The organism is Mesorhizobium alhagi CCNWXJ12-2, from assembly GCF_000236565.1.
In the GTDB taxonomy this organism is placed as follows: Bacteria; Pseudomonadota; Alphaproteobacteria; order Rhizobiales; family Rhizobiaceae; genus Allomesorhizobium; species Allomesorhizobium alhagi.
Genome location: NZ_AHAM01000122.1, coordinates 50,791 through 63,402 on the forward strand (window position 1 = coordinate 50,791; position 12,612 = coordinate 63,402).

At 62.9% G+C, this 12,612-nt stretch carries 13 protein-coding genes and 1 pseudogene; 5 read left to right on the forward strand and 9 right to left on the reverse strand.

Annotated elements, in window-relative coordinates:
• Nucleotides 1-182 precede the first annotated feature (182 nt).
• The gene (locus MAXJ12_RS14325; protein ID WP_008836616.1) at nt 183-509 is read right to left on the reverse strand and encodes a TfoX/Sxy family protein; all 327 of its coding nucleotides are present in this window, start codon (nt 507-509) and stop codon (nt 183-185) included.
• Between the two features lie 91 nt (nt 510-600).
• On the opposite strand from MAXJ12_RS14325, the gene MAXJ12_RS14330 reads away from it, so the two are divergent.
• On the forward strand, nt 601-1,098 hold the full coding sequence (locus MAXJ12_RS14330) for a GFA family protein (protein ID WP_040586304.1): 498 nt from the start codon (nt 601-603) through the stop codon (nt 1,096-1,098).
• A gap of 13 nt (nt 1,099-1,111) precedes the next feature.
• On the opposite strand, the gene sufA is transcribed toward MAXJ12_RS14330, so the two are convergent.
• Nucleotides 1,112-1,495 (reverse strand): Fe-S cluster assembly scaffold SufA, encoded by a 384-nt coding sequence (gene sufA, locus MAXJ12_RS14335; RefSeq protein ID WP_008836618.1) that lies wholly within the window; start codon nt 1,493-1,495, stop codon nt 1,112-1,114.
• A gap of 173 nt (nt 1,496-1,668) precedes the next feature.
• Between sufA and MAXJ12_RS14340 the strand changes: the two genes are divergently transcribed.
• Entirely contained in the window at nt 1,669-1,974 is a 306-nt protein-coding gene (locus MAXJ12_RS14340) for a DUF1236 domain-containing protein (protein ID WP_008836619.1), read from the forward strand.
• Between the two features lie 34 nt (nt 1,975-2,008).
• Here the strand turns inward: MAXJ12_RS14340 and MAXJ12_RS14345 are convergent, their stop codons facing one another.
• The 6 genes from MAXJ12_RS14345 to MAXJ12_RS14370 form a co-directional block, all read right to left on the reverse strand.
• Complete coding sequence (locus tag MAXJ12_RS14345) at nt 2,009-2,392, reverse strand: SUF system Fe-S cluster assembly protein (RefSeq protein ID WP_040586317.1); 384 nt, start codon at nt 2,390-2,392, stop codon at nt 2,009-2,011.
• A gap of 5 nt (nt 2,393-2,397) precedes the next feature.
• Nucleotides 2,398-3,639 carry a cysteine desulfurase gene (locus MAXJ12_RS14350; RefSeq protein WP_008836621.1) on the reverse strand — a complete coding sequence of 414 codons (1,242 nt, stop codon included), beginning with the start codon at nt 3,637-3,639 and terminating at the stop codon, nt 2,398-2,400.
• Nucleotides 3,640-3,828: 189 nt separating this feature from the next.
• The gene (sufD, locus tag MAXJ12_RS14355; RefSeq protein WP_008836622.1) at nt 3,829-5,097 is read right to left on the reverse strand and encodes a Fe-S cluster assembly protein SufD; all 1,269 of its coding nucleotides are present in this window, start codon (nt 5,095-5,097) and stop codon (nt 3,829-3,831) included.
• 9 nt (nt 5,098-5,106) lie between these two features.
• On the reverse strand, nt 5,107-5,862 hold the full coding sequence (gene sufC / locus MAXJ12_RS14360; RefSeq protein ID WP_008836623.1) for a Fe-S cluster assembly ATPase SufC: 756 nt from the start codon (nt 5,860-5,862) through the stop codon (nt 5,107-5,109).
• 74 nt (nt 5,863-5,936) lie between these two features.
• Nucleotides 5,937-7,454 carry a Fe-S cluster assembly protein SufB gene (gene sufB, locus MAXJ12_RS14365; RefSeq protein WP_008836624.1) on the reverse strand — a complete coding sequence of 506 codons (1,518 nt, stop codon included), beginning with the start codon at nt 7,452-7,454 and terminating at the stop codon, nt 5,937-5,939.
• Nucleotides 7,455-7,624: 170 nt separating this feature from the next.
• Nucleotides 7,625-8,788, reverse strand: coding sequence for a cysteine desulfurase family protein (locus tag MAXJ12_RS14370; RefSeq protein WP_008836625.1), 1,164 nt, complete (start codon nt 8,786-8,788; stop codon nt 7,625-7,627).
• A gap of 226 nt (nt 8,789-9,014) precedes the next feature.
• Between MAXJ12_RS14370 and MAXJ12_RS14375 the strand changes: the two genes are divergently transcribed.
• Nucleotides 9,015-9,689, forward strand: coding sequence for an alpha/beta hydrolase (locus MAXJ12_RS14375; RefSeq protein ID WP_008836626.1), 675 nt, complete (start codon nt 9,015-9,017; stop codon nt 9,687-9,689).
• A 138-nt stretch (nt 9,690-9,827) separates the two neighbouring features.
• A pseudogene (locus tag MAXJ12_RS38835) lies at nt 9,828-10,007 on the forward strand (YegP family protein); the annotation flags it as partial.
• Nucleotides 10,008-10,265: 258 nt separating this feature from the next.
• Here the strand turns inward: MAXJ12_RS38835 and MAXJ12_RS14385 are convergent.
• Complete coding sequence (locus MAXJ12_RS14385) at nt 10,266-11,399, reverse strand: anhydro-N-acetylmuramic acid kinase (RefSeq protein ID WP_008836628.1); 1,134 nt, start codon at nt 11,397-11,399, stop codon at nt 10,266-10,268.
• Nucleotides 11,400-11,504: 105 nt separating this feature from the next.
• On the opposite strand from MAXJ12_RS14385, the gene tyrS reads away from it, so the two are divergent.
• Nucleotides 11,505-12,612, forward strand: a 1,108-nt coding sequence (gene tyrS, locus MAXJ12_RS14390; protein ID WP_008836629.1) for a tyrosine--tRNA ligase, incomplete at its 3' end; no start/stop codon positions are given.

Consider the following 12,612-nt stretch of genomic DNA (forward strand, 5'->3'; position numbering starts at 1 on the left):
CTGACGCACCTGGATCCTGACGTCGATCATTGTCCCATCTATGGTACATTCATCTTCGTCATTCCGGAGCCGCGAAGCGGAACCCGGAATCCAGAGCACCAGAGTTTAAGAACAACGAGATGCGCATCCCGTTCGGATCCGGGTATCGGATAACTGGCTCGACCCGTATCGAGACGTAACGATCAGGCTTTGCCTGCCCGCTTGCCGGCCTCAAAGGCCTTCCTCGCCCAGGGCGTCATCTCGTCGGCGCTGTCGGCCGCGCCGTCGGGCAGCGTCCAGTAGGGCATGGCGACAGATTTTCCGTGGCGCGAATGGACATAGGTCCATTGCTTCGCGCCTGCCGCCTCGTACTCCGGCGCGACCACCGCATCGCCTTTCAGCATCAGCTCGCCGCGCAGCTCCACGGCAATGATGACGCCGTCGAAATAGATGCCCTTGCCGCCGAACATGCGGCGGATCGACACCGGCCCGAGGCCGGCAAACAGGTCGGATATCGCGTCGTGGTCCATCGGCCGATTATGTCAGCAGTCCGGGCGGCTGTCATTGCGGTCGCCGCGACTGCTGCGTTATCCTGACAGCGTCGGATATCAGGAGCGAAAAATGCCGATGCTGCTCAAGGGTTCCTGCCGCTGCGGCGCGATCCGCTTCCAGGTCGCCAGCCACACGCCCGTTCCTTTCATGCTGTGCTACTGCTCGATCTGCCGCAAGCAGCAGGGCGGCGGCGGATATGCGATCAATCTCGGGGCCGATTCGTCCACGCTCAAGGTCGAGGGCGAAGAACATCTCGGCCTCTACCGGGCGGAAATCGAGGATGACGAGCGCACGCATTGCGAGGTTTCGACCGGCGAGCGCCGCTTCTGCCGCGAATGCGGGTCGGCGCTATGGCTCTATGACCCGACCTGGCCGGAACTGGTGCACCCGTTCGCCTCGGCGATCGACAGCGACCTGCCGAAGGCGCCGGAGCGCGTGCACATCATGCTGAAATACAAGGCGTCATGGGTGGAGCCGAACACCCACGACGGCGACCAGACGTTTGATGTCTATCCGGAGGAGTCGATCGCCGACTGGCACAGGAAGCGCGGGCTCTGGGTGGATTGAAATCTTGCCGTGATCAGGCTGCCCCAGCCCTCGCCTCGGCGAGCTGCTTCAGATCGGCGGGCTTGAGCTCGACCGATTCGCCGCAGCCGCATGCTGAGCTCTGGTTGGGATTGGTGAAGGTGAAGCCGGTGCGCAGCGTCGTCGCCTCGAAATCCATCACCGTGCCGAACAGAAAGAGCGCTGCCTCCGGCGCGACATAGACATGCGCACCGTCGCGCTCGATGTGGTCGTCCTTCGGGTTGGGCTCGGTCACCAGGTCGACCGTATATTCCATGCCGGCGCAGCCGCCCTTCTTGATGCCCAGGCGAACGCCCCTGGCGTTCTCGCGCGTCGCCATGATCTCGTTCACGCGAGCGGCGGCCTTCTCGGTCATGCTGATGACGGCGAAGCGTCCCATTTTTGTCCTTCTCCATTCCACGCAGGTTCAAGGCCTGCGGAATGCTGTTTTCTATACCAATGTGGTGAAGATTCCCACCCCATGCAAGCCCGTGATCGGCCGTAACATACTTCACATGTGCGGAACAGTTTTGGCCGCTGGCGGTTAGGGCACCTCAAACCCAGGAGGTTGATATGATTTTCCGAAGCACAATTGCCGCCACGATCCTGCTCGCCGGAACCGCTTTCGCGGCGGCCCAGACTGTCGTGGTCTCGCCCGAACAGGAAACCGTGGTCCGCGAATACGTGAAGACCAACCCGGTCGTGGTCGATCGTCCGTCCAACTTTGAACTGGTAGTCGGCGCCATCATCCCCGACATCCTGAAGCCTGGCGAACTGGCCGAAAACACGCTGGAGCAAAGATATCAGTATGTCGTCATGGACGGCCGCACCGTCCTGATCGAACCGGAAACCCGCAGGGTCGTTCACATCATCGACTGAATGCGTAGGGGCGTCCCGACATAATCGGGGCGCCCTAATACCACCCGACCGCGACCTGCGCCTCTTCCGACATGCGGTCGGGAGTCCAGGGCGGGTCGAAGGTCATGTTGACCTCCACATCGGAAACGCCTTCGACGGCGCTGACCGCGTTCTGCACCCAGCCCGGCATTTCGCCGGCGACCGGGCAGCCGGGCGCAGTCAGCGTCATGTCGATCTTGACCGAGCGATCGTCCTCGATGTCGATCTTGTAGACCAGGCCGAGCTCATAGATGTCGGCGGGGATTTCCGGGTCGTAGACGGTCTTCAGCGCCGAGACGATGTCGTCGGTCAGCCGCGCCAGTTCCTCGGCGGGAATGGCCGCAGCAGGCGTAGCCGCTGCCGGCGAAGTCTGTTCTGTCGTAACCGTTGCGTCGTCCATGCTCATCACCCGAAAAATTTCCGCGCCTTTTCAAGCGCTTCGGCCAGAACGTCGATTTCGGCCTTCGTATTGTACATGCCGAACGATGCCCTGCATGTGGAGGTCACGCCAAAGCGTTTCAACAGCGGCTGGGCGCAATGGGTTCCGGCCCGCACCGCAACGCCTTGCCTGTCGATCACCATCGCGACGTCGTGCGAATGGATGCCCTGCAGCTCGAAGGAGACGATCGCGCCCTTGCCCGGCGCGTCGCCGAAAATGCGCAGCGAATTGATCGAGCGCAGCCGCTCATGGGCGTATTTCTTCAGCTCCGCTTCGTGCGCGGCGATCCGCTCGCGGCCGATCTTCTCCATATATTCGAGCGCCGCGCCCAGCCCGATCGCCTGGACGATCGGCGGCGTGCCGGCCTCGAAGCGGTGCGGCGGGTCGTTGTAGGTGACCTCCTCTTCAGTCACCTCGAAGATCATCTCGCCGCCACCCTGGAACGGCCTCATCCGCTCCAGCATATCGCGCTTGCCGTAGAGCACGCCGATGCCGGACGGGCCATAGACCTTGTGGCCGGTGAATACGTAGAAATCGCAGTCGAGATCCTGCACGTCGACCGGCATGTGCACGGCCGCCTGGCTGCCGTCGACCAGCACCGGAATACCCCGGGCATGGGCAATCCGCACGATCTCCTTGATCGGCGTCACCGTGCCCAGCGCATTCGACATATGGGTGATCGCGACCAGTTTTGTCCTATCCGTCAGGCGCTTCTCGAATTCCTCGATATGGAACACGCCGAGATCGTCGACCGGAACCCAGACCAGCTTGGCGCCCTGGCGTTCGCGGATGAAATGCCACGGAACGATGTTGGAATGATGCTCCATGATCGACAGCACGATCTCGTCGCCCTCGCCGATATTCGGCATGCCGAAACCGTAGGCGACGGCATTGATCGCCTCGGTGGTCGACTTGGTGAAGACGATCTCTTCCGTGCTGCCGGCGTTCAGGAAGCGGCGGACGCTTTCGCGAGCCTTTTCATAGGCATCGGTGGCGGCGTTCGACAAAAAATGCAGGCCGCGATGAACGTTGGCGTATTCGTTGGTGTAGGCGTGATTGATCGCATCGAGCACGGCCTGCGGCTTCTGAGCCGACGCGCCATTGTCGAGATAGACCAGCGGCTTGCCATAGACCTCGCGCGCAAGGATCGGAAAATCGCGGCGGATCGCCTCGACGTCGTAGGGTGCGTGTTCGACTTTCTGGTCCATATCAGTTCCCAGCTTGCGCCGCACTTCGTCCAACACCCCTCATCCGACTCGGCGCTTCGCGCCGATCCACCTTCTCCCACAAGGGGAGAAGGTCGAGTGCGTTCCCTTCTCCCCTTGTGGGAGAAGGTGGCCGAGCGCAGCGAGGTCGGATGAGGGGTGTTGGACGAAGCGCCAACGCCTCATCCGCTTTCACCCATGCGTCGCGAACCAGCCGTCCAACAGCGCTTCCAGCGCCTCCACGGTAGGCTCGTCTTCCAGTTCCTCGATCACCTCGGCCAGGAACGCCTTGACCAGCAGCCCGCGCGCCGTCTTCTCGTCGATGCCGCGCGCCATCAGGTAGAAAAGATGGTTGTGGTCGATCTCGGTGACGGTCGCGCCATGCCCGCACTGCACGTCGTCGGCGAAGATTTCCAGCTCCGGCTTGGTCGAGAACTCGCCATCGTCCGACAGAAGCAGCGTATTGCAGGCCATCTTGGCGTCGGTCTTCTGCGCGTATTGCGCGACGTTGATGCGCCCTTGGAATACGCCCTTGGCCCGTCCGGTGACCACGTTGCGGATCACCTCGGTCGAGGTCGTATGCGGCACCGAATGGTCGAGCACCATGGTCACGTCTGTGTGGCTGTCGCCGGCCAAAAGGTTGACGCCGCGCAGCTTGAAGTCCGCGCCCTCGCCCTTGGCGTCGACCACGACCTCCTGCCGCACGAGCTTGCCGCCGGCGTTCATGATGAACAGCGTCAGCTTGGAATTCTTGCCGAGCTCCGCCTTGAACTGCGCGAAATGCGTCGCCGTCTCCGGCTGGTCCTGCACGATGATCCACAGTATCTCGGCGTCGTCGCCGAGCAGCAACTGGCTCACCGAGCTTGCGAGCGCCGCTCCGCTGCCCGTCTGGCGCTCAACGATCGTCGCCTTGGCGCCATTGCCGACCCGCACCGGCAGCCGCACATGCGTCTGCCCGCCGGCCTGCACGTTCTGCAGTTCCAATGGCGCTTCCAGTTCGCTGCCTTCGGCGATGTCGACGAAAAAGCCGTCGCCGACGAAGGCGATGTTCAGCGCGCCGATTGCATCGTCCGAGCCGTAGGTCTCCAGCGCCGGCGCGAAGCTGCCGTCCGCTAGCTTCTCGGCAAGCGGCTGGACGGTCACGCCGTCTATTGCAGCGGGTTTTTCCGAAGCAACGCCGTTCAGCACGGACAGCACCGTCGAGCCTTCGATGAGCGGCGCAACCGCCTTGGCGTTCGCCGTCTCGTCATGCGGCGGCACGCTGGTCAGGAGCCGGCGCAGATCGGTGTAGTGCCAGGATTCGACGCGCTTCGTCGGCAGGCCGGCCTTGACTGCCTCGATCGCATTGTCGCGCTTGACCATCACCGCGCCGTCGCCCGGAAGAGCCGAAAGCCGCTCGCCGAACGCGTCGATGATCGCCGTTTCGGCGAGCGTGCGCTGGGGCGTGATTTGTAGGTTCATAACCGTCACCTATGCCGCCTCTTCGATGATCCCGGCATAGCCGTTCTCTTCCAGCTCGACCGCCAGCGACTTGTCGCCCGACTTGATGACCTGGCCGCGGTAGAGCACGTGAACCGAGTCCGGCACGATGTATTCGAGCAGGCGCTGATAGTGGGTGATGACGACGATGGCGCGGTCGGGGGACCTCAGCGCATTGACGCCGTCGGCCACGATCTTCAGCGCGTCGATGTCGAGGCCGGAATCGGTCTCGTCGAGCACGCAGAGCTTCGGCTCAAGCAGCTTCATCTGCAGGATCTCGGCGCGCTTCTTCTCGCCTCCGGAAAAGCCGACATTCAGCGGCCGCTTCAGCATCGCCATGTCCATGTTGAGCGAGCCGGCCGCTTCCTTCACCCGCTTCAGAAGCTCGGGGATCTTCAGCGGCTCCTCGTCGCGCGCCTTGCGCTGCGCGTTCATGGCAACCTTCAAAAATTCCATCGTCGCCACGCCCGGTATCTCCATCGGATACTGGAAGGCGAGGAAGATGCCCGCAGCGGCGCGTTCGGCCGGGTCCATTTCAAGGATCGACTCGCCGTTGTAGAGGATGTCGCCCTCGGTGACTTCGTAGTCCTCGCGGCCCGCCAGAATATAGGACAGCGTCGACTTGCCCGATCCGTTCGGGCCCATGATGGCGGCCACCTCGCCGGCCTTCACCGTCAGGTTCAGCCCGCGGATGATCTCGGTGCCGTCTTCGACGATCCGGGCGTGCAAGTTCTTGATCTCAAGCATTTTTTCTTCCGTTCAAACTGTCGCGCCCTACGGCGCCGTAGCGTCGTTCTGTCAATTCGAGGCGATTTCGATGGTTACCCCACGCTCCCCTCAAGCGAGATGCCGATCAGCTTCTGCGCCTCGACGGCGAATTCCATCGGCAGTTCCTGGATGACTTCCTTGACGAAGCCATTGACGATCAGCGCGATCGCCTCTTCCTCGGGAATGCCGCGCTGCATGACGTAGAACAGTTGGTCCTCGGAGATCTTCGACGTCGTCGCCTCGTGCTCGAACTGCGCCGTCGAGTTCTTCGCCTCGATGTAGGGCACCGTGTGCGCCCCGCAGTCCTCGCCGATCAGCAGCGAGTCGCACTGCGTAAAGTTGCGGGCGTTCGATGCCTTGCGGTGCGCCGAAACCTGGCCGCGATAGGTGTTCTGGCTGAAGCCAGCGGCAATGCCCTTGGAGATGATGCGGCTCGACGTGTTCTTGCCGAGATGGATCATCTTGGTGCCGCTATCGACCTGCTGATGGCCGTTGGAGACCGCGATCGAATAGAATTCGCCGCGAGAATCGTCGCCGCGCAGGATGCAGCTCGGATATTTCCAGGTGATCGCCGAGCCGGTCTCGACCTGCGTCCACGAGATCTTCGAGCGGTCGCCGCGGCAGTCGCCGCGCTTGGTGACGAAATTGTAGATGCCGCCCTTGCCCTGGGCGTCGCCCGGATACCAGTTCTGCACCGTCGAGTACTTGATCTCGGCGTCGTCCAGCGCGATCAGCTCGACCACTGCGGCGTGAAGCTGGTTCTCGTCGCGCTGCGGCGCGGTGCAGCCTTCGAGGTAGGACACGTAGGCGCCCTCCTCCGCGATGATCAGTGTGCGCTCGAACTGGCCGGTGTTCTTCTCGTTGATGCGGAAATAGGTCGACAGCTCCATCGGGCAGCGCACGCCCTTCGGCACGAACACGAAGGATCCGTCGGTGAAGACGGCCGAATTCAACGTCGCATAGTAATTGTCGGAGGTCGGCACGACCGAACCGAGATATTTCTTCACCAGGTCCGGGTGCTCGCGGATTGCCTCGGAGATCGAGCAGAAGATGACGCCGGCCTCGGCCAGTTCCTTCTTGAACGTCGTTACTACCGAAACGGAATCGAACACCGCGTCGACCGCGACGCGGCCGGACTTGTAGACATTGTCGTTGGCTTCATCGAGCTCGGAATCCGCCGGCTTCTGCACGCCGGCCAGGATCTCCTGTTCGCGCAGCGGAATGCCGAGCTTTTCATAGACCTTCAGGAGCTCGGGATCGACTTCCGCGAGCGAGGTCGGCCCCGGCGTCGACTTCGGCGCGGCGTAGTAGTGGATGTCCTGGAAATCGATCTTCGGATAGTTGACGCGCGCCCAGGTCGGCTCCTGGAGCGTCACCCAGCGGCGATACGCTTCGAGACGCCAATCCAGCATCCACTGGGGCTCGTTCTTCTTCGCGGAGATGAAACGGATCGTGTCTTCGGACAGGCCCTTGGGCGCCTTGTCCATCTCGATCTCTGTCTCGAAACCGTATTTGTATTGGTCGACGTCGATCTTTCGGACCCGATCGATCGTGTCCTGCACAGCAGGCATCAGCGTTCTCCATCCACGCCGGGGTCAAGGCCCGGCAGTTTTCAAACTATGGCGCCGCTGGGACGGCGTAAGTTCAATATAGTGTGTTCCTCCGGGCATTTCACCCGCCGGGACCGCAAACCAGCGTCCCGAAAACACACCGCTCATGGCCTTGCGGCCGTTTCCGCCGTTCAGGCGGCCTTGGTCCTGCCGGCGCGCCGCGCCAAAAGGTCGCTGAGCGCCGAGCCAAACCGTGCAATCTCGGCTTCCGTAGTCGCCTGCCCGATGGAAACGCGCAGCGCGCCTTCCGTATCGGCGTAGCCCATCGCTTTCAAGACATGGCTTGGCCCGACGCGCCCCGACGAACATGCGGAGCCGGCCGAAAGCGCCACTCCGGCGAGGTCGAAGGCGATCTGCGCCGTTTCGGCCTTGATGCCGGGAATGGCGAAGAACACCGTATTGGCCAGCCGCTCGGTGGTGCGCCCGAATATCTGCGCGTCGGGGGCGACGGTCAGAATCAAATCCTCGATGCCGTCGCGCATGGCGCGGACAGCCCCGATTCGTCCAGGATTCTCCGCTGCATGCCGCGCCGCGGCGCCGAAGCCCGCAATTCCCGGCAGATTCTCGGTGCCGGCGCGGTGGCCCTTTTCCTGGCCGCCTCCGGCAACCAGCGGCTTCGGCATCATCAGGTCCGACGCGCCGATGATCGCGCCGACCCCTTTCGGGCCGCCAATCTTGTGCGAGGACAGTATGAGGAAATCGGCGCAACCGGCCGTAATATCAAGCGGAATGCGCCCCGCAGCCTGTACGGCGTCGAGCACCAGCACGCCGCCCGCCGCCTTCACCAGCGCCGCGATGCGGCCAAAAGGCTGCACCACGCCGGTCTCGTTGTTCGCGGCATGCACGGCGACGAGCAGCAGGCCCTCATTCCTGTCGTGCCCATCCAGCGCGGCCTTCAATGCCGCCAGATCCATCACGCCCCGCGCATCGACGCCGATCCGCGTCACGCGATCCGGGGCAAAACTCCCGCCCGCCAGCAAGCAGGGATGGTCGGCCTCGCAGACATAGAGCCGCGACATGCGAACCGCGCCACGCCCCATGCGCCAGTCCGGCGAAAGCAGCGTCGCCGCCGCTTCCGTGGCGCCGGAGGTGAAGACGACATGTTCGGCCTTGGCATTAACCAGCGCGGCGACATCGCGGCGCGCCTCCTCGATAATCCTGCGGGTGGCGCGCCCCTCGCTGTGCACCGATGACGGATTGGCCGTGACGTCGAGCGCGGCAAGCATCGCCGCGCGCGCCTCAGGCAGCAGCGGAGCGCTTGCATTGTAGTCGAGATAGGCGCGTGGTGCGGCCATTCCGCTCAATCTGTCCTGTCAGTCTGCATTCGGGCGTGGCCGGACGTTATTTCCTTGAAATTCCAAGGCAAGCCGTCCTATTTACCCGCTTTGCCGAACGGGCGGCATCAGCCACCCAGTTTTGAACAATTCTAAACTAGCTTCTAGAAAGACGCCTGTCGTGCGTCAAGGCCAGAGGAAGAATTGTTCCAGCCGGCAAGCGTTTTTGTAGGAACTGGAGTCATTCATGCCTGAGGTCATTTTTACCGGTCCGGCGGGTCGCCTGGAAGGCCGTTATCAGCCGTCGACCGAGAAAAACGCGCCGATCGCGATCGTGCTCCACCCGCACCCGCAATTCGGCGGGACGATGAACAACAAGATCGTCTACGACCTCTTCTACATGTTCCAGAAGCGTAATTTCACCACGCTGCGCTTCAATTTCCGCGGCATCGGCCGAAGCCAGGGCGAATTCGACCACGGCACGGGCGAACTGTCGGATGCCGCCGCCGCACTCGACTGGATCCAGTCGCTGCATCCGGATTCGAAGACCTGCTGGGTTGCCGGCTATTCCTTCGGCGCGTGGATCGGCATGCAACTCCTGATGCGCCGACCCGAGATCGAAGGCTTCATCTCCGTCGCCCCGCAGCCCAATACCTATGACTTCTCCTTCCTGGCGCCCTGCCCTTCCTCCGGGCTGATCATCCATGGCGACGCCGACAAGGTCGCGCCGCCGAAAGATGTCCAGGCCCTGGTCGACAAATTGCACACGCAAAAGGGCATCACCATCACGCAAAAGACGCTGCCCGGCGCCAACCATTTCTTCACCAACGACACGGAGTTGCTGATCGAGGAATGCGCCGACTATCTCGACCGCCGTCTGGCTGGCGAATTGTCGGACCCGCGCCCGAAAAGACTGCGGTGATCTATAGGTTACTGCTACCAAAGCCCTCTCATAAGCTGTTCGATCTGCGCGCATCGCTTCGGTGGAAAGTCTAGCCTGTCACTCGACAGCCGACTTACTGCGTGGCAGCTTTTGCCTGTGACCGAATCACAATCTCACATGAGGGGGATACCGCCCGTGAGCAAATTCGAAATCTACAAAGACAAAAAGGGTGAAACGCGCTTCCGCTACCGCGCCTCCAATGGCGAGATCGTATTCAGTTCGGAAGGCTACAAGGCGAAAGCTTCGGCAACGAAGGCGATAGAATCGATCAAGAAGAACGCTGCGACGGCGACAGTCGAAGAAGCCGCCGCTCCCGCCAAGAAGGCGCCGGCAAAAGCCGCCAAGCCCGCGGCGGCAAAAGCCAAGGCTGCTCCCGCCAAGTCGATCGCGAAGAAGGTTGTCGCCAGGGCAGCGGCCGCAAAGCCTGCTGCGGCGAAAGCCAAACCGGCGGCGAAGGCAAAGCCCAAGGCTCCCGCCAAATAAACGACGGGCGACCTGCTTCGCATTATCACCCATCCCTCCGGTCCGCCTTGGCGAACCGGAGTTTCCTGCTGGTCAGCTTTTCTGAGGCTCCGCCAGTACACCGCCGCTGACCGGTTCGCGGCACCCGGTGGTGGTCGGAAAAGTCAGCGGCAGGCCTTTCAGTGAGCGCACCGCGAGATACGCCCAGGCTTCCGCCTCGGTCGCATCGCCGTCCAGCCCCGCATCTTCGGCGACGATCACCTGTGCGCCGACCCTCTCCGCGCCCGAGCGCAGATCGCCGACGATATGCGGGTTTTTTCGCCCGCCGCCGCAGACGATCCAGAGTTTCGGCTTTTCCGGCACGTGCTCGGCCGATTTCAGGATCGCCTCTGCCGAAACGGCGGCAAGCGTCCTGGCGCCGTCCGAAAGCTCCAGCCCGCGCGCAAGGTCCAGCGTGAAATCATTGCGGTCCAGCGATTTGGGGCCGGATTTCTCGAAGAACGGATTTTCCAGATAGCGCCCGACCACGTCGCTGACCACGCCGCCCTCGCTGGCGATCGCCCCGCCCGCGTCGAACGGCACGCCGCCCTCCCGGCTGACCCATTGGTCTATCAGCGTGTTGCCTGGACCGGTGTCGAAGGCGACCGGCGCGCCTTGCGCCGGCACATAGGTCACGTTGGAAATCCCGCCGATATTGATGAACACGACCGGAAATTTTCCGGCGAAAGGTTTTGGCAGCGAGCGCGCGAGTGCCGCGTGATAGGCGGGCACAAGCGGCGCGCCCTGCCCGCCATGCGCCATATCGTTGGCGCGCATGTCGTAGACCACGGGAATTCCGGTTTCGCGGGCAAGCAGCGCGCCGTCGCCGAGTTGCACCGTCACGCCGGTCGCCGGCCGGTGCAGCACCGTCTGGCCGTGAAAGCCGATCACATCCGGCCTGCCCCAGTGGCCTTCCTCCGATTTCAGGAACGCCTCGACCGCGCGAGCGTGCCTCAGGCTGATCTCGGTTTCCAGTTCGGCGAGGTCGCCCGGCCGGTCCTCGCGCCTGACGATGGCCTTCGCCGTTTCCAGCGCCGCCTCGATGCGCCGCCGGAACGCAGCATCGTAGGGCACGAACATTGACGGGCCGGCCACGATCCGGTTTTCACCGTCGGTCCTCACGAAAGCGATGTCGATGCCGTCCATAGACGTGCCGCTCATCAGGCCGATTGCGCACAGTGCCGCCATTTTCGCCGCCGTTCTTGTGATTCCTTGTGCGCGGATGCTAAACGCGCCCATTCACTCTTGCCATGGCGGGCGCGCGCCCGCCGCGATGTTCCCCGGGATAGCAAAATGTCCGCCTTCAAATCCGACTTCCTGCGCACGATGTCCGAGCGCGGCTTCATCCACCAGACCTCGGATGATGCCGGCCTCGACAGGTTCTTCGCGACGGAAACGGTGACGGCCTATATCGGTTTCGACGCGACGGCCAAAAGCTTGCATGCCGGCTCGCTGATCCAGATCATGATGCTGCACTGGCTTCAGCAGACCGGCCACCGCCCGATCGCACTGATGGGCGGCGGCACCTCGATGATCGGTGATCCCTCCTTCAAGGATGAGGCGCGCAGGCTGCTCACGCCGGCCGACATCGAGGACAACCTCACCGGCATCCGCCGGAATTTCGCGCCCTACCTGAATTTCGGCGACGGCCCGGGCGACGCCATGATGGTCAACAATGCCGACTGGCTGATGGAGATCAACTACGTCAATTTCCTGCGCGATGTCGGTCGGCATTTCTCGGTCAATCGCATGCTGGCTTTCGATTCGGTGAAGATGCGGCTCGAGCGCGAGCAGTCGCTGTCCTTCCTCGAATTCAACTACATGATCCTGCAGGCTTACGACTTCGTCGAGCTCTACAAGCGCTTCGGCTGCCGCCTGCAGATGGGCGGCTCGGACCAGTGGGGCAACATCGTCAACGGCATCGATCTCGGCCGGCGCATGGAGGATGCCTCCCTGTTCGCGCTCACCACGCCGCTGCTCACCACTTCGTCCGGCGCCAAGATGGGCAAGACGGCCTCAGGCGCCGTCTGGCTCGATCCGGAAATGCTGAGCGTCTATGACTTCTGGCAATACTGGCGCAATACCGAGGACGCCGATGTCGGCCGCTTCCTGAAGCTCTACACGACCTTGCCGATGGACGAGATCGCACGGCTGGAGGCGCTCGGCGGCTCCGAGATCAACGACGCCAAGAAGATCCTCGCGACCGAGATCACCGCTCTGCTGCACGGCCGCGCTGCCGCCGAGCAGGCGAGCGAAACCGCGCGCAAAACCTTCGAGGAAGGCGTCACCGCCGACACGCTGCCGACGGTCGAGATCGGCCGGGATGCGCTGGAGGCAGGGATCGGCATCCTGTCGCTGTTCGTTACGGCGGGGCTCGCCTCCTCCAATGGCGAGGCGCGCC

What these genes read in the sequence shown, in the direction of transcription:
- MAXJ12_RS14325 (WP_008836616.1), bottom strand. Translation starts at nt 509, where the DNA reads ATGGACCACGACGCGATATCCGACCTGTTTGCCGGCCTCGGGCCGGTG.
- MAXJ12_RS14330 (WP_040586304.1), top strand. Translation starts at nt 601, where the DNA reads ATGCCGATGCTGCTCAAGGGTTCCTGCCGCTGCGGCGCGATCCGCTTC.
- sufA (WP_008836618.1), bottom strand. Translation starts at nt 1,495, where the DNA reads ATGGGACGCTTCGCCGTCATCAGCATGACCGAGAAGGCCGCCGCTCGC.
- MAXJ12_RS14340 (WP_008836619.1), top strand. Translation starts at nt 1,669, where the DNA reads ATGATTTTCCGAAGCACAATTGCCGCCACGATCCTGCTCGCCGGAACC.
- MAXJ12_RS14345 (WP_040586317.1), bottom strand. Translation starts at nt 2,392, where the DNA reads ATGGACGACGCAACGGTTACGACAGAACAGACTTCGCCGGCAGCGGCT.
- MAXJ12_RS14350 (WP_008836621.1), bottom strand. Translation starts at nt 3,639, where the DNA reads ATGGACCAGAAAGTCGAACACGCACCCTACGACGTCGAGGCGATCCGC.
- sufD (WP_008836622.1), bottom strand. Translation starts at nt 5,097, where the DNA reads ATGAACCTACAAATCACGCCCCAGCGCACGCTCGCCGAAACGGCGATC.
- sufC (WP_008836623.1), bottom strand. Translation starts at nt 5,862, where the DNA reads ATGCTTGAGATCAAGAACTTGCACGCCCGGATCGTCGAAGACGGCACC.
- sufB (WP_008836624.1), bottom strand. Translation starts at nt 7,454, where the DNA reads ATGCCTGCTGTGCAGGACACGATCGATCGGGTCCGAAAGATCGACGTC.
- MAXJ12_RS14370 (WP_008836625.1), bottom strand. Translation starts at nt 8,788, where the DNA reads ATGGCCGCACCACGCGCCTATCTCGACTACAATGCAAGCGCTCCGCTG.
- MAXJ12_RS14375 (WP_008836626.1), top strand. Translation starts at nt 9,015, where the DNA reads ATGCCTGAGGTCATTTTTACCGGTCCGGCGGGTCGCCTGGAAGGCCGT.
- MAXJ12_RS14385 (WP_008836628.1), bottom strand. Translation starts at nt 11,399, where the DNA reads ATGGCGGCACTGTGCGCAATCGGCCTGATGAGCGGCACGTCTATGGAC.